The 20,653-nt window shown below is 64.8% G+C and carries 22 protein-coding genes; 12 read left to right on the plus strand and 10 right to left on the minus strand.

The features are described 5' to 3' along the window. Positions 1–101: 101 nt before the first annotated feature. Positions 102–1,157 (plus strand): sensor domain-containing diguanylate cyclase, encoded by a 1,056-nt coding sequence (locus HXX15_RS07565; protein ID WP_296514378.1) that lies wholly within the window; start codon positions 102–104, stop codon positions 1,155–1,157. Between the two features lie 81 nt (positions 1,158–1,238). Here the strand turns inward: HXX15_RS07565 and HXX15_RS07570 are convergent, their stop codons facing one another. From HXX15_RS07570 to rsmI, 4 genes are all read right to left on the minus strand, one after another. Continuing rightward, a complete protein-coding gene (locus HXX15_RS07570) occupies positions 1,239–2,207 on the minus strand; it encodes an MBL fold metallo-hydrolase (protein ID WP_296514380.1) in 969 nt (322 codons plus the stop codon). A gap of 179 nt (positions 2,208–2,386) precedes the next feature. Continuing rightward, positions 2,387–3,328 (minus strand): glutathione synthase, encoded by a 942-nt coding sequence (gshB, locus tag HXX15_RS07575; protein WP_296514383.1) that lies wholly within the window; start codon positions 3,326–3,328, stop codon positions 2,387–2,389. A gap of 46 nt (positions 3,329–3,374) precedes the next feature. After that, a complete protein-coding gene (locus tag HXX15_RS07580) occupies positions 3,375–3,788 on the minus strand; it encodes a YraN family protein (RefSeq protein ID WP_296514386.1) in 414 nt (137 codons plus the stop codon). Further along, positions 3,775–4,734: a 16S rRNA (cytidine(1402)-2'-O)-methyltransferase gene (rsmI, locus tag HXX15_RS07585; RefSeq protein WP_296514388.1), complete on the minus strand. Its 960-nt coding sequence runs from the start codon at positions 4,732–4,734 to the stop codon at positions 3,775–3,777. Before rsmI ends, HXX15_RS07580 begins: the two co-directional genes overlap by 14 nt. A 192-nt stretch (positions 4,735–4,926) precedes the next feature. On the opposite strand from rsmI, the gene HXX15_RS07590 reads away from it, so the two are divergent. Next, on the plus strand, positions 4,927–6,123 hold the full coding sequence (locus HXX15_RS07590) for a penicillin-binding protein activator (protein WP_296514390.1): 1,197 nt from the start codon (positions 4,927–4,929) through the stop codon (positions 6,121–6,123). Between the two features lie 9 nt (positions 6,124–6,132). Here the strand turns inward: HXX15_RS07590 and hemW are convergent, their stop codons facing one another. The 3 genes from hemW to rph are packed head-to-tail and all read right to left on the minus strand — an operon-like array spanning position 6,133 to position 8,686. Further along, positions 6,133–7,293 (minus strand): radical SAM family heme chaperone HemW, encoded by a 1,161-nt coding sequence (hemW, locus tag HXX15_RS07595; protein ID WP_296514393.1) that lies wholly within the window; start codon positions 7,291–7,293, stop codon positions 6,133–6,135. Beyond that, a complete protein-coding gene (rdgB, locus tag HXX15_RS07600) occupies positions 7,280–7,915 on the minus strand; it encodes an RdgB/HAM1 family non-canonical purine NTP pyrophosphatase (RefSeq protein WP_296514395.1) in 636 nt (211 codons plus the stop codon). The genes hemW and rdgB overlap by 14 nt, the downstream gene beginning before the upstream one ends. Positions 7,916–7,966: 51 nt before the next feature. Then, positions 7,967–8,686, minus strand: a complete 720-nt coding sequence (gene rph / locus HXX15_RS07605) for a ribonuclease PH (RefSeq protein WP_296514397.1) — start codon at positions 8,684–8,686, stop codon at positions 7,967–7,969. 154 nt (positions 8,687–8,840) lie between these two features. Between rph and hrcA the strand changes: the two genes are divergently transcribed. Beyond that, positions 8,841–9,929, plus strand: coding sequence for a heat-inducible transcriptional repressor HrcA (gene hrcA / locus HXX15_RS07610; RefSeq protein ID WP_296514399.1), 1,089 nt, complete (start codon positions 8,841–8,843; stop codon positions 9,927–9,929). 102 nt (positions 9,930–10,031) lie between these two features. After that, on the plus strand, positions 10,032–10,643 hold the full coding sequence (grpE, locus tag HXX15_RS07615; RefSeq protein WP_296514402.1) for a nucleotide exchange factor GrpE: 612 nt from the start codon (positions 10,032–10,034) through the stop codon (positions 10,641–10,643). A 2-nt stretch (positions 10,644–10,645) separates the two neighbouring features. Here the strand turns inward: grpE and HXX15_RS07620 are convergent, their stop codons facing one another. Next, entirely contained in the window at positions 10,646–11,587 is a 942-nt protein-coding gene (locus tag HXX15_RS07620) for a hypothetical protein (RefSeq protein ID WP_296514405.1), read from the minus strand. A 406-nt stretch (positions 11,588–11,993) separates the two neighbouring features. Between HXX15_RS07620 and dnaK the strand changes: the two genes are divergently transcribed. The 8 genes from dnaK to HXX15_RS07660 all read left to right on the plus strand — a co-directional run bounded on the left by dnaK (position 11,994) and on the right by HXX15_RS07660 (position 19,073). Beyond that, complete coding sequence (gene dnaK, locus HXX15_RS07625; protein WP_296514407.1) at positions 11,994–13,895, plus strand: molecular chaperone DnaK; 1,902 nt, start codon at positions 11,994–11,996, stop codon at positions 13,893–13,895. Positions 13,896–14,034: 139 nt separating this feature from the next. Next, positions 14,035–15,177 carry a molecular chaperone DnaJ gene (dnaJ, locus tag HXX15_RS07630; protein ID WP_296514411.1) on the plus strand — a complete coding sequence of 381 codons (1,143 nt, stop codon included), beginning with the start codon at positions 14,035–14,037 and terminating at the stop codon, positions 15,175–15,177. Between the two features lie 94 nt (positions 15,178–15,271). Next, on the plus strand, positions 15,272–15,874 hold the full coding sequence (locus HXX15_RS07635) for an rRNA adenine N-6-methyltransferase family protein (protein WP_296514413.1): 603 nt from the start codon (positions 15,272–15,274) through the stop codon (positions 15,872–15,874). Positions 15,875–15,919: 45 nt separating this feature from the next. Beyond that, the gene (locus HXX15_RS07640; RefSeq protein WP_296514415.1) at positions 15,920–16,498 is read left to right on the plus strand and encodes an NAD(P)H-dependent oxidoreductase; all 579 of its coding nucleotides are present in this window, start codon (positions 15,920–15,922) and stop codon (positions 16,496–16,498) included. A 6-nt stretch (positions 16,499–16,504) separates the two neighbouring features. After that, positions 16,505–17,215: an orotidine-5'-phosphate decarboxylase gene (gene pyrF / locus HXX15_RS07645; RefSeq protein ID WP_296514418.1), complete on the plus strand. Its 711-nt coding sequence runs from the start codon at positions 16,505–16,507 to the stop codon at positions 17,213–17,215. Positions 17,216–17,239: 24 nt separating this feature from the next. Then, positions 17,240–17,542, plus strand: coding sequence for a DUF1330 domain-containing protein (locus HXX15_RS07650; protein ID WP_296514420.1), 303 nt, complete (start codon positions 17,240–17,242; stop codon positions 17,540–17,542). A 68-nt stretch (positions 17,543–17,610) separates the two neighbouring features. Then, positions 17,611–18,426, plus strand: a complete 816-nt coding sequence (dapB, locus tag HXX15_RS07655; protein ID WP_296514422.1) for a 4-hydroxy-tetrahydrodipicolinate reductase — start codon at positions 17,611–17,613, stop codon at positions 18,424–18,426. Between the two features lie 23 nt (positions 18,427–18,449). Continuing rightward, positions 18,450–19,073: a 2,3-bisphosphoglycerate-dependent phosphoglycerate mutase gene (locus HXX15_RS07660; protein ID WP_296514425.1), complete on the plus strand. Its 624-nt coding sequence runs from the start codon at positions 18,450–18,452 to the stop codon at positions 19,071–19,073. An 89-nt stretch (positions 19,074–19,162) separates the two neighbouring features. Here HXX15_RS07660 and HXX15_RS07665 read toward each other — a convergent pair whose 3' ends face one another. Both HXX15_RS07665 and HXX15_RS07670 read right to left on the minus strand, forming a co-directional pair. Next, positions 19,163–20,059, minus strand: coding sequence for a bifunctional helix-turn-helix domain-containing protein/methylated-DNA--[protein]-cysteine S-methyltransferase (locus HXX15_RS07665; protein WP_296514428.1), 897 nt, complete (start codon positions 20,057–20,059; stop codon positions 19,163–19,165). Between the two features lie 59 nt (positions 20,060–20,118). Next, positions 20,119–20,634: a DUF2244 domain-containing protein gene (locus HXX15_RS07670; protein ID WP_296514430.1), complete on the minus strand. Its 516-nt coding sequence runs from the start codon at positions 20,632–20,634 to the stop codon at positions 20,119–20,121. Positions 20,635–20,653 lie beyond the last annotated feature (19 nt).

The following is a 20,653-nucleotide window of genomic DNA, read 5'->3' on the forward strand; positions in this document are numbered from 1 at the left end:
CGGGACGGCCCGGATGGGAATACCGCACGCCGACATCAAATCTTAAAGAATGGCCATGCAAACCTGTTAGCAGTCCCTCAAGCTGGCGCAGTTTCAATCGCATGTCCGATCGCTTCCCGCAGTCCCCGGCTCCGAGCGACTCCGAGGTGATCGCCGACTTGAAGGCGCAGCTGGACGCGCAGGCTGCGCTGCTCCGCGACCAGAGCACTTTGCTCGCCCATAGCCGGAAAATCTTCGATCGCGCGTCGGCCGCCGCCCGGATCGGCGTCTGGGAGTGCACCCTGCCGCAGGAGTCGCTGGTGTGGACCGATGTGGTCTACGACATCTTCGATTTGCCGCGTGGCGCGGCGCTCGACCGCGGCGAAATCCTGAGGTGCTATCCGGTGGAGTCCGCCAGGGAGTTGCACAAGCGGCGCAGCAACGCGATCGACCAATGCAGCGGGTTCAGCCTCGACACCGAGATCGTCACCGTCAAGGGCAACCGGCGCTGGATCCGGATCACCGCCACAGTGGAATCCGTAGACGGCGTCGCGGTCCGCATCTTCGGCATCAAGCAGGATATCACTGACGAGAAAATTCTCGCCGATCGCAACCGCTACCTTGCCGAGGTCGACGTCGTCACCGGGCTGGCCAATCGTAGCCGGTTTCAGTCGGCTCTGGGCGAACTCGACGCCGCCGCGGGCACCGGCAAGCCGTTCGGCGCGCTGCTGCTGATCGATCTCGACGAGTTCAAGGCGATCAATGACGGTTGTGGGCACGCTGTCGGCGACGAATGCCTGAAACAGGCCGGGCAACGCATCGGCAACGTCTGCGGCGGCGCCAGACTTGTGGCGCGGATCGGCGGCGATGAATTCGCCGTGATGCTGGGCACGGACCTGCAGTTCGCGGACATTTCCGGGATCGCCCGCGCCATCGTCGAAGAAATGCGGCGCCCGATCGTTCTGCACGGCCGCGAGCTTCAACTCGGCGTATCGGTCGGCATCGCGCTGGTTGATGGCTGCAGTTCCGCCCAGCTCTTCACGATGGCGGACGCCGCGCTCTATGCCGCAAAAGGCGCCGGCCGCAATACGTTCCGAATCTACAAGCCGGGATCGAGCAGGCCGCTCGCGTCCGCTGTGATGCTTTCTCAACTCGGTCAGCGGCCGGTCAGCGCCTGATGGTGCGAGACCGGGTAATCGGCCGGCGACCGGCGCGGCGAGGGACGGCGGCCCGCGCCGCCCCCGCCATCGCGCCGGAATTTAAAGCGTCATCACCATTGGCTCGGCGATGTAGCGAAAGCCGTCGCCGGCTTTGACGACGTGGCCATAGCCCGGCCAGGCGAAGTGATAGGACATCACCGCGGTCTTGTTGGCCGCCAGCATGGTCAGCATCTTCACCCGGGTCTGCGCCGACATTTTCGGGTCGGAATCATAGGCGAATTCCATCAGCGGCCGTTCCAGCAGTAGTACCGCGTGATGGGTCAGGTCGCCGAGGAAGGCGAACGACTTTCCTTCCGACTGGATCATGAACATGTGGTGCCCGAAGGTGTGGCCGGGTGCCGCCATCGCGGTGACGCCGGGCAAAAATTCCTGGCCGTCCTTGAAGAACACGATGCGGTCGCGCACCGGCAGCAGATTCTTGCGGGCATGGACGATGAAATCCTTCAACGCCGAGCCGAGCTTGCCCTCGTCGGTCCAGAATTCGAGATCAGCCTGGCTGATATAGATCTGCGCATTGGGAAACAGCGGCTTGTCGTTGGCGTCGACGATGCCGCCGATGTGATCGATATGGGCGTGCGAACACACCACCGCGTCGATGTCTTCCGGCTTGATGCCCGCCTCGGCGATGCTCTTCTGCAGTCGTCCGGTGGTCGGTCCGAACAGTTTCGATGTGCCCATTCCGGTGTCGAACAGAATCAGCTTGTCGCCGATGTTGACGATCGGGGCGTTCTGCTCGAGTACCACATTGGTGGGGTTGAGGAAGTTGTCGGTCAGCATCTTCTGGACGTCGTCCTTAGGCACGCCGAGGAACGAGCCGGAAGGATCGCCGAGCGGCAGCGGGCCGTCGGACACCACCGTGACTTCCGCACCGCCCACCATGAAGCGGTGAAAATACGGCGCCTGGGTGCCGAGTTTCGGCGCGCGCGCCGAAGCGATACCGGGCAACATCGTTGCGCCCAGTCCGGCGCCGAGTGCGAGCAGGGACCGTCGCGAAACATCGAGTGTCATGCGTCTCTCTCCCAATTGTTTTTTAAGTCTTGTTAGCGTGATGCGAGCCACCGTTCGCGCGATGGTCAGGCATCGACATGCTGCGCCCGCCTGCGAAGGCTGGCAAGCTCATTGCTGCTATGAATTGCGAGCAACCGATGTCTTCGCAATTGCGATAGCGCGACGCTGCGCGGCGGGCGTTAGCTACGCTTACGCTCGATTGCGTCCCAGATCATCGCCGCGACGTCCGGACCGCCGAGCTTGGCGATGGCGCGGATGCCGGTCGGCGAGGTGACGTTGATCTCGGTGAGGTGGCCGTCGATCACGTCGATGCCGACGAACAGCAGTCCGCGATCGCGCAAGTGTGGGCCGAGCCGCGCGCAGATCTCGCGTTCGCGCGCGCTGAGGTCGGTGGCAGCCGCGGCGCCGCCGCGCACCATGTTGGAACGCAGATCGTCGGCCGCCGGTACCCGGTTCACCGCGCCGGCGAATTCGCCGTCGACCAGGATGATGCGCTTGTCGCCGTGCTTCACCTCGGGAAGGAAGCGCTGGATCACCCAGGGCTCGCGGAACGTCACCGAGAACATGTCGTGCAGCGAGCCGAAGTTCATATCCTGCGGCAGCACCCGGAACACCGCGGCGCCGCCATGGCCGTGCAGCGGCTTCATCACCACCGCGCCGTGCTCGGCGCGAAACGAGTTGATTTCCTCGAGATCGCGGCTGATCAGAGTCGGCGGCATCAGGTCGGCAAAGTCCATCACGAAAATCTTTTCCGGCGCATTGCGGACGCTGGCCGGATTGTTGACCACCAGGGTCTGCGGATGAATCCGCTCCAGCAGGTGCGTGCTGGTGATGTAGGCGAGATCGAACGGAGGGTCCTGCCGCAGCAGCACCACGTCGAAGCCGCGCATGTCGGTGCGTACCGCCTCGCCGAGGGTGAAGTGATCGCCCAGTTGGTCGCGTACGCTGAGCGGCTGCACATGGGCGACGACATCGTTGCCGCGCAGCGACAGTTTGTCGGGCGTGAGATACGACAGCGCGTGGCCGCGCCGCTGCGCCTCCAAGAGCAGCGCGAATGTCGAATCGCCGCGAATGTTGATCCGCGCGATGGGGTCCATCTGGACGGCGACGTTCAATATCATGCGGGGGATCCGTGGTTCTGAATTGCGATGGGGTTGCGATCGGATGTCAGGTGCTGGCATCGAAAGCTGCGGGCAGATGATGCGGCGGACTTTGCGGCGCAATCAGCAGCGCGTCGAACCGCAGCTCGCATTCGGTATGTTCGGGATGCGTTGCCAGCCAGGCGCGCGCGGCGTCGATGATGCGCTGCTGCTGGCGTGGCGTCACCGCATAGGCGGCGTCGTCGAGTCGGGCGCGGGCCTTGACCTCGACGAACGCCACCAGATTCCGCCGCTGCGCTACGATGTCGATCTCGCCGTAACGGGTCTTGAATCGTTGCGCCAGGATTCGATAGCCGTCGGCTACCAGATAGGCCGCGGCGCGAGCCTCGGCGGACAGGCCGGTGCGAAACGCGGCAACGCGTTGCGGCGCAGGCGCGCGCGGCGGCGCAGTCTCGGCAGAGTCTTTTCTAGTCCTCGGCATCGCCGTCCCCGGTGTCACCCTGTCTGGTCAGTTCGAGCGCGCGTGCATAGATTTCGCGGCGCGGGCGTCCGGATATTTCGACCGCTTGCGCCACCGCGTCCTTGACGCTGTTGTGCTTCAAGGCCGCGCGCAGCATGTCGTCAAGTTGATCCGGCGCCATCGCCAGCGCATCTTGCGTCGGCGGCCCGATCACCACGACGAATTCGCCGCGGGTCTCCAGCGCATCGGCGGTCTCGGCCAGCGCCGCGACTTGGCCACGGCGAACCTCCTCATGCAGCTTAGTGAGTTCACGGCAGATCGCCGCCTCGCGCTCGCCCATGATTTCGGCGATATCGCGCAGGCTTTTTTCGATCCGGTTGCCGGATTCGAAGAGCACCAGCGTGGCGTCGATCCGCGCCAGTTCGGTCAATCGGGCGCGGCGGGCTCCCTGCCTCGAAGGTAGAAACCCGTCGAAGAAGAATCGATCGGTCGGCAATGCCGCCACCGCCAGCGCCGCCAGCACCGAGGACGGCCCAGGCAACGCGATCACCTGATGGCCCGCGGCGTAGACCTCGCGCACCAGCTTGAACCCGGGATCGGAAATCAGCGGCGTGCCGGCGTCGGATACCAGTGCGACCGAACCGCCCTGCGCCAGCTTCTCCAGGATTTTCGGCCGAGCCTGCGCGGCGTTGTGTTCGTGATAGGGTTTCAGCATCGCCGAGATGCCATACCGTTCGGTCAGTCGATGGGTGATTCGGGTGTCCTCGCAGGCGATGACATCGACGCCGGCCAGCGTCTCCAGCGCACGCAAAGTGATGTCGCCGAGATTGCCGATCGGGGTCGCCACCAGATGCAGGCCCGGAACCGCGCGCGGCGCGGTCAGCATCTGGCCGGCAACCAGGAAGGTCCGCGCGTTGGGTTGCGCTGGGTCGAGGGGCGTCGGCGTGGTGGCGGGTTTTGCGCGCATCGTCACAATCTAAACCGTTATGTTCTAGGATGACTTCCGGAAATCGGGACAGCGGAATTGCGCGATGGCGCCGCTGAGCATAAACCTTTTGTTTTGGTTAATCATTCGCCGACATTATGTTTAGTCCGGTGTCCGGAATCATCGGAAATTGAAATGCGCGCCGAACTTGCGTCGGCAAACCCAAGAGATGCAATGGCAGACTCGCCAGATCCGAACACGCAGCGCGCGGGACCGACACGCCGGACGGCTGTCGCGCTGATCCTTGGCACGCCGCTGCTCGGGGCCTGCGCCGGGGTGCAGCAGTCTCTCACCAATCCTTTCAGCCAGGAAGCCGCGCCTGGGCCGGCGCAACAGCCGCTCGCTGTCGGCTCCGGCCAGGTCAAGGTCGGCCTCGTGCTGCCGCTTTCCGCGGCCGGAAATGCCGGTGTCGCGGCGCAGTCGATGAAGAACGCCGCCGAAATGGCGCTGGCCGAGTTCCAGAATCCGGACGTTCAGCTCCTGATCAAGGACGACGCCGGCAATCCGCAGGGCGCCCAGGCCGGCACCCAGCAGGCGCTCGATGAGGGTGCCGAGATCATTCTCGGGCCGCTGTTCGCGCTGTCGGTTCCGGCTACCGCGCAGCTGGCGCGGACCCGTGGCATTTCAGTGATCGCGTTCTCGACCGATTCGAGCGTCGCGGGCCGGGGCGTCTACCTGTTGAGTTTTCTGCCGGAATCCGACGTCGACCGAATCATCACCTATGCCGCCAGCATCGGGAAGCGATCGTTCGCGGCGCTGCTGCCCGACAATGCCTATGGCAATGTTGTCGAGGCGGCATTCAAGCAGACCGTCAGCCGCAAGGGCGGTCGCGTCGTTGCGTTCGAAAGATACGGTGCCGATCGCGCCGGCCCGGCCCGCAGTGTGGCGCAGGCGCTCGGCAGCGCGGATTCGCTGTTCCTGGCCGACGATGGCGACGCCCTGGTTGCGGTGACCGACGCGCTGACGGCCAGCGGCGCCGATCTGAAGCGCGTGCAATTGCTCGGCACCGGGCTGTGGGACAGTCCGCGTGTGTTCGCCGCCCCGGCGTTGCAGGGCGGGCTCTATGCGGCACCGGATCCGTCCGGATTCCGAAGCTTTTCAGGGCGTTATCGCGCCAAATATGGTCAGGACCCGGTGCGCACGGCGACGCTGGCCTATGACGCGGTGGCGCTGGTCGCTGCATTGGCGAGAACCCAGGGTCCGCGGCGATTTTCGGCCGAGGTGCTGACCAATCCGTCGGGCTTTGCCGGCATCGACGGGCTGTTCCGGTTCCGGGCTGACGGCAGCAATGAGCGCGGCCTCGCGGTGATGCGGGTGGCCTCCGGCGGCGCCCAGCCTGCGGCGGGATCGCCGAAGAGTTTTGGCGCCTGAAATCATCGTTCAGGCTGCGAGGTCGGCGACCACCGCGTCGAGCACCGGGAATCCGGCTTGCGTGACGCGCAGCCGGCCATTGGCGTCAACCACGATCGCGCCCTCGTCGCGCAGCACCGCGATCCGGCCAGGATCAAGCGCGCGACCGGACAGCGCCTGATAGCGCGTTGGATCGATGCCTTCGGCCAGCCGCAGCCCCATCAGCAGAAACTCGTCGGCGCGCTCCTCGCTGTTCAGCAGGTCGTCGACGATGACGCCATGTCCGGTGGCCTCGACCCGCATCAGCCAGGTTTCTGGCCGCTTCTCGGTGGCGATCGCGTGCCGCCTGCCGTCGATATCGAGCCGGCCATGGGCACCGGGCCCGATTCCGGCATATTCCTGACCGCGCCAGTAAACCAGATTGTGTTTGCACTCGGCGCCCAAGCGAGCGTGATTGGAGATCTCGTAGGATGGCAGGCCGAGTTCGGCGCAGACGTCCTGGGTGACGTCATAGAGCGCGCGCGCAGTCGCTTCGTCCGGGGTCTTCAGCTTGCCGGCCTGATGCAGCGCGAAGAACGGCGTCTCGGCCTCGATGGTGAGCTGATAGAGTGACAGATGCTCGGCGGCCTGCGCGATCGCCTGCCGCAACTCGGCTTCCCACATCGCCGGAGTCTGGTCCGGGCGGGCATAGATCAGATCGAATGAGTAGCGGTCGAATACGGAACGCGCGATCGCGACCGCGTCCATTGCTTCCTGCACAGTATGCAGCCGTCCGAGTGCTTTCAGCGACGCATCGTCCAGCGCCTGCACGCCGAGCGAGACCCGGTTGACGCCGGCGGCACGATAGCCGCGAAACCGCGTCGCTTCGACGCTGGTCGGATTGGCTTCCAGCGTGATCTCGGCGTCGGGCGCGACGCGCCAATGCTTGCCGATCGCGTCGAGGACGGCGCCGACGGTCTTCGGCTGCATCAAGGACGGGGTGCCGCCGCCAAGGAAGATCGAGGACACTTCGCGGTCCGGCGCGCGCGCCGCGATGGTTTCGATTTCGCGGGCGAAGGCGCGGGCGAAACGCTCCTCGTCGATCGCGGCGTGGCGGACGTGGCTGTTGAAATCGCAATACGGACATTTCGACAGGCAGAACGGCCAGTGCACATAGACGCCGAAAGCCTTGTCGGGGTCAGCGGGGATCAAGACAGATCTCCGCCAGTTTCACAAAGGCGCGGGCGCGATGCGACAGCCCGAGCCCAAGCGGCGGCAGACCGTGCTTCTCGACGCTGGTCATCTCGCCGAAGGTCCTGGCATGGCCATCGGGCAGGAAGGTCGGATCGTAGCCGAAGCCGGCGGTGCCGCGTGGCGGCCAGACCAGGATGCCGTCGGCCCGCGCCTCGACTTCCTCGATGTGTTGGTCCGGCCAGGCGACGCACAATGCGGAGACGAAGTGGGCGGTGCGCTGCCCTGGCTCGGTGGCGCCGCGTTCCTGCAGCAGCCGCTCGACCCGCGTCATCGCCGCGGTAAAATCCTTGCCATCGCCGGCCCAGCGCGCCGAATAGATCCCCGGCGCGCCGTCCAGCGCATCGACCACCAAGCCGGAATCGTCAGCGAACGCCGGCAGTTGCGCGGCTTTCGCGGCGGCGCGCGCCTTGATTGCAGCATTGGCGCGGAAGCTGTCGCCGGTCTCATCGGGCTCGGCCAGACCGAGCTCGCCGGCCGAAACCGCCTCGATGCCGTATGGCGCCAGCAGCTCGCGCATCTCGGCGAGCTTGCCGGGATTGTGGGTCGCGATCACGAGCTTGCCACTGATTCGACGATGCATGACAAGCCTAGGCTAGCGCAGCTTGGGGCAAAACGGCGCGACAATGATGGTTCACGCCACCGCCATTTTCTGCAGATCGACCAGCCGGGCCACGCCCTTTTTCGCCAGCGCCATCAGCGCCAGGAATTCGTCCTCCGAGAACGGGGCCTTTTCGGCGGTGCCCTGAACCTCGATGATGCGGCCGTCGCCGGTCATGACGAAATTGGCGTCGGTATCGGCTTCGGAATCCTCGGCATAGTCGAGATCGAGTACCGGGACGCCGTTGTAGATGCCGCAGGAAATTGCCGCGACGTTGTCGCGCAGCACGGGGGCGTTGCCCTTGAACATGTTGCGGTTCTTCATCCAGGCGATGCAGTCGGCCAGGGCCACCCAGGCGCCGGTGATCGAGGCAGTGCGGGTGCCGCCGTCGGCCTGGATCACATCGCAATCGACCGTGATCTGGCGCTCGCCGAGGGCTTCCAGATTGACGGTGGTGCGCAGCGAGCGGCCGATCAGCCGCTGGATTTCCACGGTGCGGCCGTTTTGCTTGCCGGCGGTGGCTTCGCGGCGGGTACGTTCCAGGGTGGCGCGGGGCAGCATGCCGTATTCGGCGGTGACCCAGCCGCGGCCCTGGCCCTTCAGCCATGGCGGCAGCCGTTCTTCCAGCGTCGCGGTCACCAGCACATGGGTGTCGCCGAATTTGACCATGCAGGAGCCCTCGGCATATTTGACCACGCCGCGTTCCAGCGACACGGCGCGCAGTTCGTCGGGCGCACGGCGGCTTGGCCGCATGGGGAATCCTCCAAAAATTCAAGAAAAGCTGATCTCGCGGTGCTTTTAGGGGTGGCGTGCCGCAGCGGCAAGGCCCGTACAACGCAATCGCCACAATGCCCGCTTGTATCCGGGGCCCGGGATCGACAAATTAGGGGCTTCAAGGAGGCTCCTGTTGGCTCATCACGAACCGATCGGCCTGATCGCACCGCATGCCGGGCTCGCCCAGCTCAACGAGCGCTCGCGGGAAATCTTCCGCCAGATCGTCGAAAGCTACCTCGCTACCGGGGAGCCAGTCGGCTCGCGCAACATTTCGCGCCTGATCACCGTGCCGCTGTCGCCGGCGTCGGTGCGCAATGTGATGTCGGATCTCGAGCAGCTCGGCCTGATCTATGCGCCGCACACCTCGGCCGGTCGGCTGCCGACCGAACTCGGGCTGCGGTTCTTCGTCGATGCGCTGATGCAGGTCGGCGATCTCACCGAGCCGGAGCGGCAATCGATCCAGGCGCAGCTCGCGTCGGTGGGCCAGGCGCAATCGGTCGAGGCCGCGCTCGGCGAGGCCTTGACGCGGCTGTCCGGCCTGACCCGGGCCGCAGCGGTGGTGCTGACGGCGAAGTCCAATTCACGGCTGAAACACATCGAATTCGTTCGTCTTGAGCCGGAGCGGGCGCTGGTAGTGCTGGTTGCCGAGGACGGGCAGGTCGAGAATCGCGTGCTGGTGCTGCCCCCGGGGGTGCCGTCGTCGGCGTTGACCGAGGCTTCGAACTTTCTCAATGCGCGAATCCGCGGCCGGACGTTGGCCGAGGCCAGGCTCGAACTCGAGACCTTGCTGACGCAGGATCGCGCCGAACTCGATCAGCTGACCCAGAAGGTTATTTCGGCCGGAATCGCCAGCTGGTCAGGTGGCGAAACCGACGACCGCCAGCTGATCGTGCGCGGCCACGCCAATTTGCTGGAAGACCTTCACGCCCTGGATGATCTGGAACGGGTGCGCCTGCTGTTCGACGATCTCGAAACCAAGCGCGGCGTGATCGATCTGTTGGGCCGCGCCGAGCGTGCCGAGGGGGTTCGGATTTTCATCGGCTCGGAGAACAAGCTGTTCTCGCTGTCCGGCTCCTCCACCATCATCGCGCCCTATAGCGACGGCGCCGGCCATATTGTCGGCGTTCTGGGCGTGATCGGGCCGACCCGGCTGAATTATGCGCGGGTGATCCCGATGGTGGATTATGCCGCCCGGATCGTCAGCCAGATGCTCGGCGGCTGATCCGCGACGGCCCATCGCGCTTGATTTTCGTCCCGCAAACCACGATATCCCGGCGAGCCCACCTCCCCATCGATCGAGACGATTTTTCAAAAAGGTAGCGTGATGACCGATTCCAACGGACAGAAGGATAATCCGGACCAGACGGCGCAGGCCGCCGAGCCGGTGGTCTCCAAGCCGTACATCATGCCGGACGATCCGGAAGAAGGCTCGAACGAGGCGCTGGTCCGCGAAGCCGCCGAGTCGCGCGACAAGATGTTGCGGACCCTGGCGGAGATGGAAAACCTGCGCAAGCGGACCACCCGCGAGGTGGCGGACGCCAAGACCTATGGCATCGCCGGATTCGCGCGCGACGTGCTCGACATCGCCGACAATCTGCAGCGCGCGCTCGACGCGGTGCCGGCCGACGCCAAGGCCGCAGCCGATCCGGGTCTGAAGGCGTTGATCGAAGGCGTCGAACTGACCGAGCGGTCGCTGCTCAACGCGCTGCAAAAGAACGGCGTCAAGAAATTCGATCCGTCGGGCGAGAAGTTCGATCCGAATTTTCAGCAGGCGATGTACGAAGTCCCGGACTCATCGGTTCCCGCCGGCACTGTGGTGCAGGTCGTGCAGGCCGGTTTCACCCTCGGCGAACGCGTACTTCGCCCGGCGCTGGTTGCGGTGTCGAAGGGCGGTGCGAAGCCGGCACCGACGAGCGGCAGCGACTCCCTCGCCTGATTTCAGCGCGGCTGCAGTCCATCGCGCACCGCGCGAAACCGCGGAAACGCCTGGGGCCATTGGTCCCGGGGCGAGCTGGCGATAATCCGCAACGCGACATTGGCGCTACCGAACCGGAGCCATTGCACCACCGTGACCGGGGTGTTGTCTTTGCCGCTGACGGCGTCGATCCGGGTCTCGTAGCCCGGCGCGCCGTCGATCCGCACCGGCTCCGACATGGTGATGCGGCCGTCGCGCAATCCGGGGATCACCCCCGCGGCCTGCTGGGCGAACCGGCCGCGATCGTCGGGCCGCTCCGGCGCGGAGCCGATCAGGCCCAGCACCATGAAGGGCGCGGCCTCGACACCGGTGTCCTCGTTGCCGTCGGCGAGCAACAGCGCCGCACCCGGCGCCAGCGTCCGCACCATCTTGAAGTTGCTCAAATCACTGACCTTGAACGGCATCAGGGCGATCTGCTCATCGACCGGTACCTGCTGTCGCACCGTGACGCTGGCGAACATCCGCTTCACCGCGTCGTCCGGATAGGTCTTGGTCTTGGCTTCCGCGACCTGCACCGCGACATAGCCGGAAAACGCCTTGCCGCCCGCCACGATCAACGAGTAACGGCGCACACTGTCGGCGCCGTCCTTGCCGTCCTCGGCGGTGTAAAAGGCGTCGCCTGCGGCGGTCACGATGGCTTCCGGCTTGATCCCGGCAGTGCCGGCGGGCGCGGTCTTGGCCGCGGCCTCGACTTCGCCGAAGGCGGCGCCGGGAAGTTCGGCCAGCAACACCTTGACGCCGTGGTCCGGGGTTTCAAAGCCGATAAAGGTGACCGACGGGACCAACCCAGCCATCGGCGCGATCCCGATCCGGATTCCGCGCGGGTAGGTCGGATCGGCCGCGAAGGCCGGGCTGACGGCCGCCGATAGCAAGGCAATCGCGACGAGACGTACAATCTGTTTCATGAATTTTCTACTGGGTTCGCATTGCGGCCGTTCGATGGTCGGAGGCCGCCAGTCGTTCGCGATTGCCGCGATTGGCCGCCGACGCGATGGTTTCCCTGCTTGGACGCCAGATCAAGCGTTGACAATAGGGCAAGCCACGAATGCCCGCATTGGCGCTTCGGGCAAACGCCGTTGCCTGAGCTGCGCCGCGGCAAGTCATTCGCCCGGCATTGGCGGTCCCGGCGGCGGGATTGGTTAAAGCTCAATGATTTCGTGAGCAAGCACTGCTCCGGTCCTTGCGGGCACCACCCCCCCTCCTATATGAGGCAAGACCACCGCGACATCGCGAGAATTTAATATTGGGGGTTTGGATTGGTGCGCCGTCAGGGCCCGGCCAACCTGCCGCAAAAAGAAGGATATCAGGACTATGGGAAAGGTCATTGGGATCGATCTCGGCACTACCAATTCGTGCGTCGCCGTCATGGACGGCAAGACCTCGAAGGTCATCGAAAACGCCGAGGGCATGCGCACCACTCCGTCGATTGTCGCCTTTAGCGATGACGGCGAAAGACTGGTCGGCCAGCCGGCGAAGCGCCAGGCGGTGACCAATCCCGAGCGGACGTTCTTCGCGGTGAAGCGCCTGGTCGGCCGCCGCTACGACGACCCGATGGTCGAGAAGGACAAGAAGCTCGTCCCCTACAAGATCGTCAAAGCCTCCAACGGCGACGCCTGGGTCGAAGCCGACGGCAAGACTTATTCGCCCTCGCAGGTCTCGGCCTTCATTCTGCAGAAGATGAAGGAGACCGCGGAAGCCCATCTCGGCCAGAAGGTCGATCAGGCGGTCATCACCGTTCCCGCTTACTTCAACGACGCCCAGCGTCAGGCCACCAAGGACGCCGGCAAGATCGCCGGTCTTGAAGTGCTGCGCATCATCAACGAGCCGACCGCGGCCGCGCTGGCCTATGGCCTCGACAAGACCAAGGCCGGGACCATCGCGGTGTACGACCTCGGCGGCGGCACCTTCGACGTCTCGATCCTGGAGATCGGCGACGGCGTGTTCGAGGTGAAGTCGACCAATGGCGACACCTTCCTCGGCGGTGAAGACTTCGACATGCGTCTGGTCAGCTACCTCGCTGACGAATTCCAGAAGGAGCAGGGCATCAACCTGCGCAACGACAAGCTGGCGCTGCAGCGGCTGAAGGAAGCCGCCGAAAAGGCCAAGATCGAATTGTCGTCGACCACGCAGACCGAAATCAATCTGCCCTTCATCACCGCGGATCAGTCCGGTCCGAAGCATCTGACCATGAAGCTGACCCGCGCCAAGTTCGAGGCGCTGGTCGATGATCTGGTGCAGAAGACCATCGAGCCGTGCCGCAAGGCGCTGAAGGATGCCGGCCTCACCGCCGGCGAGATCGGCGAAGTGGTGCTGGTCGGCGGCATGACCCGCATGCCCAAGGTGCAGGAAGTCGTCAAGCAGCTGTTCGGCAAGGAGCCGCACAAGGGCGTCAACCCGGATGAAGTCGTCGCCATCGGCGCCGCGATCCAGGCCGGCGTGCTGCAGGGCGACGTCAAGGACGTGCTGTTGCTCGACGTGACCCCGCTGTCGCTGGGCATCGAGACGCTGGGCGGCGTGTTCACCCGCATCATCGATCGCAACACCACGATCCCGACCAAGAAGAGCCAGGTGTTCTCGACCGCCGAAGACAATCAGAATGCGGTCACCATCCGGGTGTTCCAGGGCGAGCGCGAAATGGCGGCCGACAACAAGGTCCTCGGCCAGTTCGACCTGATGGGGATTCCGCCGTCGCCGCGCGGCATGCCGCAGATCGAGGTCACCTTCGACATCGACGCCAACGGCATCGTCAACGTTTCGGCAAGGGACAAGGCTACCGGCAAGGAGCAGCAGATCCGGATTCAGGCGTCGGGCGGATTGTCCGAAGCCGACATCCAGAAGATGGTCAAGGACGCCGAGATCAACGCCGCGGAAGACAAGAAGCGGCGCGAGGCGGTCGACGCCAAGAACCACGCCGACGCCTTGGTGCATACCACCGAGAAGGCGCTGGCCGAACATGGCTCCAAAGTCGAGGAGAGCGAGCGGCGCGCCATCGAGGACGCGCTGGGCGACCTGCGCGAAGCGCTGAAGGGCGACGACGCAGAGGCGATCAAGACCAAATCCAATACGCTGGCGCAGGCTTCGATGAAGCTTGGCGAGGCGATGTACAAGCAGCAGGCCGAACACGACGCCGCCAAGGATGCTGCGAAGGACGACGTCGTCGACGCCGAATTCACTGAAGTCGACGACGACAAGAACACCAAGAAGTCGGCGTAATCCGCCGCGGAGAGACCGTGACCCTCATCTGATCAGCGCGTTGAGCGTTCGGCGGGTGAGGGTCATTTTTCGTTAAGCCCGGGACGGCATTGTCATGCGTTCCCTCGGAATCAGGGCGAACTTCGAGCAGGTTTGACGGATGTCCACCACCAAGCGTTGCTACTACGAAACCCTTGAAGTCGATCGGAGCGCCGACGAATCCAGCCTGAAGGCGGCGTTTCGCAAGCTGGCGATGAAATGGCATCCGGACAAGAATCCGGGCGATGCGTCGAGCGAAGTTCGGTTCAAGGAAATCAACGAAGCCTATGAAGTGCTGAAGGACGGCGACAAGCGCGCCGCCTATGATCGCTTCGGCCACGCCGCGTTCGAGCAGGGTCATGGCGGAGGAGGCCCGGGCTTCGGTGCCGGCTTCGCCTCGTCGTTCTCTGATATTTTCGAAGATCTGTTCGGCATGGCCGGACAGCGCGGCGGCCGCGGCAACGGCCGCGAGCGCGGCGCCGATCTGCGCTACAATATGGAAATCACGCTGGAAGACTCCTTCCAGGGCAAGACCGCCCAGATCGAGATTCCGGTCTCGGTCACTTGCGAGGCTTGCTCCGGGATCGGCGCCAAGGCAGGCACCAAGCCGAAGACCTGCTCGACCTGCGGCGGCGCCGGCCGGGTTCGCCAGGCTCAGGGCTTCTTTACGCTGGAGCGCACTTGCCCGGGTTGCCAGGGCCGCGGCCAGATGATCGAGGATCCATGTCCGTCGTGCTCCGGCGCCGGCCGGGTGACCCGGGAGCGGACGCTGTCGGTCAATATTCCGCAGGGCGTCGAAGACGGCACCCGGATCCGGCTCGCCGGCGAAGGCGAGGCTGGCGTCCGTGGCGGCCCGCCCGGCGATCTCTATATTTTCCTGTCACTGGCGCAGCACGAGTTCTTCCAGCGCGATGGCGCCGACCTGCACTGCCGGGTGCCGATCTCGATGGTCACAGCCGCACTCGGTGGCGATTTCGAGGTTCCAACCATCGACAAGGGCAAGACCAAGGTGAAGGTGCCGGCAGGCACCCAGACCGGACGTCGTATTCGCATTGCAGCAAAGGGTATGCCGGTATTGCGGTCGCGGCAGATGGGCGACATGTATGTTCAGGTCGCGGTCGAAACTCCTCAGAACCTCACCAAGAAGCAGCAGGAGCTGCTGGCCGAGTTCGAGAAATTATCTTCCGGTGCAACGCAACCCGAAGCCGCGGGTTTCTTCACCAAGGTCAAGGACTTCTTCGGAAACCGCACGGGCACTCCCTAACCGTCTAACTTGACCAGACCGAGCCGTGCCTATACTTGTTGATGTAACAAAAATTTGACAGTCGGCCGAATACCTCCCTCGGTTTGGTATCTAAATGGCTTTGCAATCATCCGTTCGTGCGTTGAAGAAGCCACCCCGTCTGGATGACGAGGTCCGCTTCCTCCGCTCGTGGATGGAGAAGCCGCTGCACATGGGCGCGGTGATGCCGTCCGGCCGCTTTCTGGCCCGCACCATGGCGGCGTATGTTGATACCAATGCCTCCGGTCCGGTGATCGAGCTCGGGCCGGGGACCGGCGCGATCACGAGCGCGTTGATCGAGCACGGCGTCGATCAGAGCCGCTTGGTGCTGGTCGAATTCAATCCGAGTTTCTGCGCGCTGCTGCGCGAGCGCTATCCGCTGGCCACCGTGGTGCAAGGCGACGCCTATCGGCTGCGGGATTCGCTGTGGGATGTGCTGAGCATGCCGGCGACCGCGGTGGTATCCGGGCTTCCGCTGGTCACCAAGCCGATGCTGACCCGCATGAAGCTGATCCGCGATGCGTTCAATCTGCTCGAGCCCGGCGCGCCCTTCGTCCAGTTCACCTATTCGGTGGCGCCGCCGATTCCGAAATCGCTGCCGGGCGTGTCCACAGAGGCGTCGGAGCGGATCTGGATGAATATTCCCCCGGCGCGGGTCTGGGTGTATCGCAAGGGCTGATCCGGTCCGGCGCAGGCTTCGGAGCTGCGCCCTGTGAGCGAAACTATGCCCACCGTCAAAATCCTCATTATTCCTGGCTCGCTGCGCACCGGCTCGCACAATGCGAAACTGGCGGCCGCCGCGGCGCATGAATTCGCGCTGGCCGATGTCGATGTGACACGGTTGTCGCTCGGCGATTACCCACTGCCGATCTATGACGGCGATTTGGAAGCCAAATCCGGCGTGCCGAAGAATGCGATCAACCTGAAGCGGATGATCGGCGCCCATAACGGCGTGCTGCTGGTCACGCCGGAGTACAATTCCTCGGTGCCGCCGCTCTTGAAGAACGCGATCGACTGGGTGTCGCGCGTGCGCGATCCGCATGAGAGCCCCGGCCAGGTATTTCGCGAGCGCGCTTTCGCGCTGGCCGCGGCCTCGGAAGGCAAGCTCGGCGGCTCGCGCTGTCTCGCGGCGCTGCGGCTGATCCTGTCGGGCTGTCGCGCGCCGGTGATCCCCAATCAGGTCGCGTTGTCGTTCGCCGATCAGGCCTATGACGAGATGGATCATTTGAAGCACGCCGGCGATATTGCGGCGCTGAGAGACATGGTGCGGCAACTGATCGAATTCGCCCAGCAGCTGAAATGAGGACTAATGCCTGACGCCGCCATTGCCGACCGCGACCGGCTGATCGTCGCGCTCGACCTGCCGAGCGTCGACGCCGCGCGAGCGATGATCGTCCGGCTCGGTGACAGCGTCACGTTCTACAAGATCGGCTATCAGCTCGCTTACGCTGGCGGCCTGCCGCTGGTGCGCCGGCTGGTGGACTCCGGCAAGAAAGTGTTCGTCGATCTCAAGCTGCACGACATCGGCAATACGGTCGCGCGGGGGGTGGAGAGCCTGGCCACGCTCGGCGCCAGCTTTCTCACCGTCCACGCCTATCCACAGACGATGCAGGCCGCGGTCGCAGCGCGCGGCAACTCCGGGCTGAAGATACTCGCCGTCACGGTGCTGACCTCCTACGACGACGCCGATCTTCACGCCGCGGGCTATCGGCTCGGCGTCTCCGATCTGGTCGAACTGCGCGCCCGGCAGGCGCAGGCGGCCGGCGTCGACGGGCTGGTGTGCTCGCCCGAGGAGGCGGCCAATCTGCGCGGCATCGTCAGCGCCGGCATGCAGCTGGTGACGCCGGGCATCCGCCCCGCCGGCAGCGCCGCGGGCGACCAGAAGCGGATCATGACGCCGGCGCGCGCGATCAAGGCCGGCGCCGACTATCTGGTGGTCGGGCGGCCCGTTGTCGAAGCGCCCGACCCGAAACAGGCGGCCGAGGCGATCGTCGCCGACATCGCGCAGGCGCGCGGCTAATCATCGATCAAACGGGAGAAGCAGATGACGAAGGCTTACTGGATCGCGCGCGTCGAGGTCGCGAACATGGACGGTTACAAGGAATACGTGGCGCAAAACGGTCCCGTGTTCAAGAAATACGGCGCCAAGTTCCTGGTCCGCGCCGGCAAATATGAGAACCCCGAAGGCGCGTCGCGATCGCGCAACGTGGTGATCGAATTCAAGGACTACGACACTGCGCTGGCCTGCTACAATTCGCCGGAATATCAGCGGCTGGTGGCCATCCGGAAGCCGCATGCGGAAAACGACCTGGTGATCGTCGAGGGATATGACGGCCCGCAGCCGTAACCGGGGGATCGGTTGCCGGGCCGGTGTTGGCCCGCTATACCGCGCCTGAGCCAAAGGATCGCACCGCCATGCCCGAAATGCGCCTGATCGTTGCCGGAGCCGGCGGCCGGATGGGCCGCGCTTTGATCCGGACCATCGCCGAGACCGACGGCGCGGTGCTGGCCGGCGCGCTGGAGGCCCCTGGCTCGCAATGGCTGGGCAAGGATGCCGGCACGCTGGCCGGCCTGCCGGAAAACGGCGTCAAGCTGTCGGCTGATCTGTGGTCGCTGTCGGCGGAGGCTGACGGCATTCTCGATTTCACCGTGCCGGGTGCGACCATCGCCAATGTGGCGATCGCCGCGCAGCGCGGCATCGTCCATGTGATCGGCACCACCGGGCTGTCCGCCTCGGACAACGCGGTGATCAAGAGCGTGACCAAGCAGGCCGTGGTGGTGAAGTCCGGCAATATGAGCCTCGGCGTCAACCTGCTGGCCGCGCTGGTGAAGCGCGTGGCGCAATCGCTCGATGACGGCTTCGATATCGAGATCGTCGAGATGCATCACAAGGCCAAGATCGACGCGCCGTCCGGCACCGCGCTGATGCTGGGCGAAGCCGCCGCCGCCGGCCGCGACATCAAGCTCGATGAGCACTCCGTGCGCGGACGCGACGGCGTTACCGGCGCGCGCAAGACTGGCGACATCGGCTTTGCCTCGCTGCGCGGCGGCACCGTGGCGGGGGACCATACGGTGATGTTCGCCGGGCCCTATGAACGCATCGAACTCACACATAAGGCTGAAGACCGGATGATCTTCGCGCATGGCGCGTTGAAGGCGGCGCTTTGGGCCCATGGCAAGCCGCCCGGTCTGTATTCGATGGCCGACGTGCTCGGCCTTAGTGATTTCTGACACCTGAAACCGGAAGTAATAGAATGAGTGACCGCCTTCTCGTGCTCGTGCGTCATGGCCAGAGCGACTGGAACCTGAAGAATCTCTTCACCGGCTGGAAAGATCCCGACCTCACCGAGAAGGGCGTCGCCGAGGCCAAGGAAGCCGGCGTCAAGCTCAAGGCCCAGGGCCTGGTGTTCGACATCGCGTTCACCTCGGTGCTGACGCGCGCGCAGCATACCCTCGATCTGATGCTGACCGAACTTGGCCAGACCGGCCTGCCGACCCACAAGCACCTGGCGTTGAACGAACGCGACTACGGCGATCTGTCCGGTCTCAACAAGGACGACGCCCGCAAGAAATGGGGAGAGGAGCAGGTCCATGTCTGGCGCCGCTCCTACGACGTGCCGCCGCCTGGGGGCGAGAGCCTGAAAGACACGCTGGCGCGGACGCTACCTTACTACGTGCAGGAGATATTGCCCTGCGTGCTGCGCGGCGAGCGCACGCTGGTCGCGGCCCACGGCAATTCGCTACGGGCGCTGATCATGGTGCTGGAGAAACTGTCCCCGGAAGGCATTCTGAAGCGCGAACTCGCCACCGGCGCGCCGATCATCTATCGGCTCAACGCCGATTCGACGGTGGCGTCGAAGCTCGATCTGGCGGGATAGTTAGTTAGCCGCGCACAGAACCTCATGGTGAGGAGCGCGCTCTTTCTTGCGCGCGTCTCGAAGGGTGAGGTGCTCTTCTTGTTGATAGTTCAACCGGTCCCGACCTGTCCGGCTTCCCAGCCCAGCATTGCCTGCTTGCGGGTGATGCCCCAGTGATAGCCGGTCAGCGCGCCGCTCTTGCCGAGCGCGCGATGGCACGGCACCACAAACGAGATCGGGTTCTTGCCGACCGCAGCGCCGACCGCGCGCGACGCCTTCGGTGCGCTGATCTTGCTGGCGATGTCGGAATAGCAAACCGCGCGCCCCATCGGGATCTTCAGCAGCGTCTCCCAGACCCGAACCTCGAAATCGGTGCCGATCAAGACAACGCGCAGCGGTTGATCTGCGCGCCAGCTCGAGGTCTCGAACACCCGCCGCGCCAGCGCGGCGGTGGCGTCCTGGTCGGCGACGAAAGTCGCGCGCGGCCAGCGTTGCTGCATGTCGGCGAGCGCGGCCTGTTCCTCGCCGGGATCGGCGAAAGCCAGCCCGGCCAGTCCGCGGTCAGTCGCGATCACCACCGCGGTGCCGAACGGCGAGGGATGAAAGCCGTAGCGCAGGACCATGCCGGCGCCGCCGGTCTTCCATTCGCCAGGCGACATCGCCTCGTGGGTGACGAACAGATCGTGCAGCCGCCCCGGACCGGACAGGCCGGAGTCGAGTGCGGCGTCGAGCACGCTGGCGGAATCGCGCAGCAAGCCCTTGGCGTGGTCCAGCGTCAGTGCCTGCATGAAGGCTTTCGGCGTGAGGCCAGCCCAGCGCCGGAACAGATGATGCAATTCGTCGGGCGTGAGGCCAGCGGCGTCGGCGATCGCCTCAATGGTAGGCTGCGCGCGCCAGCGTTCCGAAATGAATGCGATCGCACGGCGCACCGAATCGTAGTCGGCGAGGGCGGCGTCGCGCGGTCCGGGCTTGGTCAGGCGGTGATCGGTCATGGCGAGGTTCATCATGCCCCAGATCTAGCGGCGCGGCTGCAGCCCCACCACCCGTTTCCCGACAGCGTCTAGAGTTATGACTGATACGCGGGACCGCGTCGCGCGGCCTCCAGCGCCGCGCTCAACGCCTTGGCAAAGTTCGCCTTTTCCTCGGCGCCCAGGAAGCTGGCGATGCTGACGCGGCGGCCGCTGGAGACCAGATAGAGCCGTTCGACGCCGAATTCGGCGTGAACAATCTGTTCCAGCCGCACCCACAGCGGATTGAGCACCCATTCCACCACATGGCCGCGATGGCTGACTCGCCGGACCCGCAGCTCCGAGGGCGTCATCGAGATTTCCTCGACCGCCTTGGCGCGCGCAAAATTCACCCGAAACGCCCAGTAGATCAACAGGATATCGAGCCCGAAGAAGCCGAACACCGGCCATGCGCCGAGCATCCAGAACACCACGCTGATGGCAAAGCTGACCACGCTCAGGGATCCCATCAGCAGCCAGAAGCCGTTGTGGCTCAACGAGAGGTGCGGAGTCAGCAGCGCCGAAAACAGCGTCGGCTGGGCGGGATTGGAACTAAAGTCATTGCCTAAGGTCATCGCGGATAATTATACCGTG

Origin of the sequence: Rhodopseudomonas sp. (assembly GCF_013377015.1) — a bacterium.
Classification (GTDB): Bacteria; Pseudomonadota; Alphaproteobacteria; order Rhizobiales; family Xanthobacteraceae; genus JARJEH01.

What these genes read in the sequence shown, in the direction of transcription:
- HXX15_RS07620 (WP_296514405.1), bottom strand. Translation starts at nt 11,587, where the DNA reads ATGAAACAGATTGTACGTCTCGTCGCGATTGCCTTGCTATCGGCGGCC.
- HXX15_RS07640 (WP_296514415.1), top strand. Translation starts at nt 15,920, where the DNA reads ATGCCCACCGTCAAAATCCTCATTATTCCTGGCTCGCTGCGCACCGGC.
- HXX15_RS07660 (WP_296514425.1), top strand. Translation starts at nt 18,450, where the DNA reads ATGAGTGACCGCCTTCTCGTGCTCGTGCGTCATGGCCAGAGCGACTGG.
- dapB (WP_296514422.1), top strand. Translation starts at nt 17,611, where the DNA reads ATGCCCGAAATGCGCCTGATCGTTGCCGGAGCCGGCGGCCGGATGGGC.
- dnaJ (WP_296514411.1), top strand. Translation starts at nt 14,035, where the DNA reads ATGTCCACCACCAAGCGTTGCTACTACGAAACCCTTGAAGTCGATCGG.
- HXX15_RS07580 (WP_296514386.1), bottom strand. Translation starts at nt 3,788, where the DNA reads ATGCCGAGGACTAGAAAAGACTCTGCCGAGACTGCGCCGCCGCGCGCG.
- HXX15_RS07650 (WP_296514420.1), top strand. Translation starts at nt 17,240, where the DNA reads ATGACGAAGGCTTACTGGATCGCGCGCGTCGAGGTCGCGAACATGGAC.
- rph (WP_296514397.1), bottom strand. Translation starts at nt 8,686, where the DNA reads ATGCGGCCAAGCCGCCGTGCGCCCGACGAACTGCGCGCCGTGTCGCTG.
- grpE (WP_296514402.1), top strand. Translation starts at nt 10,032, where the DNA reads ATGACCGATTCCAACGGACAGAAGGATAATCCGGACCAGACGGCGCAG.
- rsmI (WP_296514388.1), bottom strand. Translation starts at nt 4,734, where the DNA reads ATGCGCGCAAAACCCGCCACCACGCCGACGCCCCTCGACCCAGCGCAA.
- HXX15_RS07665 (WP_296514428.1), bottom strand. Translation starts at nt 20,059, where the DNA reads ATGATGAACCTCGCCATGACCGATCACCGCCTGACCAAGCCCGGACCG.
- HXX15_RS07635 (WP_296514413.1), top strand. Translation starts at nt 15,272, where the DNA reads ATGGCTTTGCAATCATCCGTTCGTGCGTTGAAGAAGCCACCCCGTCTG.
- HXX15_RS07570 (WP_296514380.1), bottom strand. Translation starts at nt 2,207, where the DNA reads ATGACACTCGATGTTTCGCGACGGTCCCTGCTCGCACTCGGCGCCGGA.
- HXX15_RS07670 (WP_296514430.1), bottom strand. Translation starts at nt 20,634, where the DNA reads ATGACCTTAGGCAATGACTTTAGTTCCAATCCCGCCCAGCCGACGCTG.
- dnaK (WP_296514407.1), top strand. Translation starts at nt 11,994, where the DNA reads ATGGGAAAGGTCATTGGGATCGATCTCGGCACTACCAATTCGTGCGTC.
- pyrF (WP_296514418.1), top strand. Translation starts at nt 16,505, where the DNA reads ATGCCTGACGCCGCCATTGCCGACCGCGACCGGCTGATCGTCGCGCTC.
- HXX15_RS07565 (WP_296514378.1), top strand. Translation starts at nt 102, where the DNA reads ATGTCCGATCGCTTCCCGCAGTCCCCGGCTCCGAGCGACTCCGAGGTG.
- HXX15_RS07590 (WP_296514390.1), top strand. Translation starts at nt 4,927, where the DNA reads ATGGCAGACTCGCCAGATCCGAACACGCAGCGCGCGGGACCGACACGC.
- gshB (WP_296514383.1), bottom strand. Translation starts at nt 3,328, where the DNA reads ATGATATTGAACGTCGCCGTCCAGATGGACCCCATCGCGCGGATCAAC.
- rdgB (WP_296514395.1), bottom strand. Translation starts at nt 7,915, where the DNA reads ATGCATCGTCGAATCAGTGGCAAGCTCGTGATCGCGACCCACAATCCC.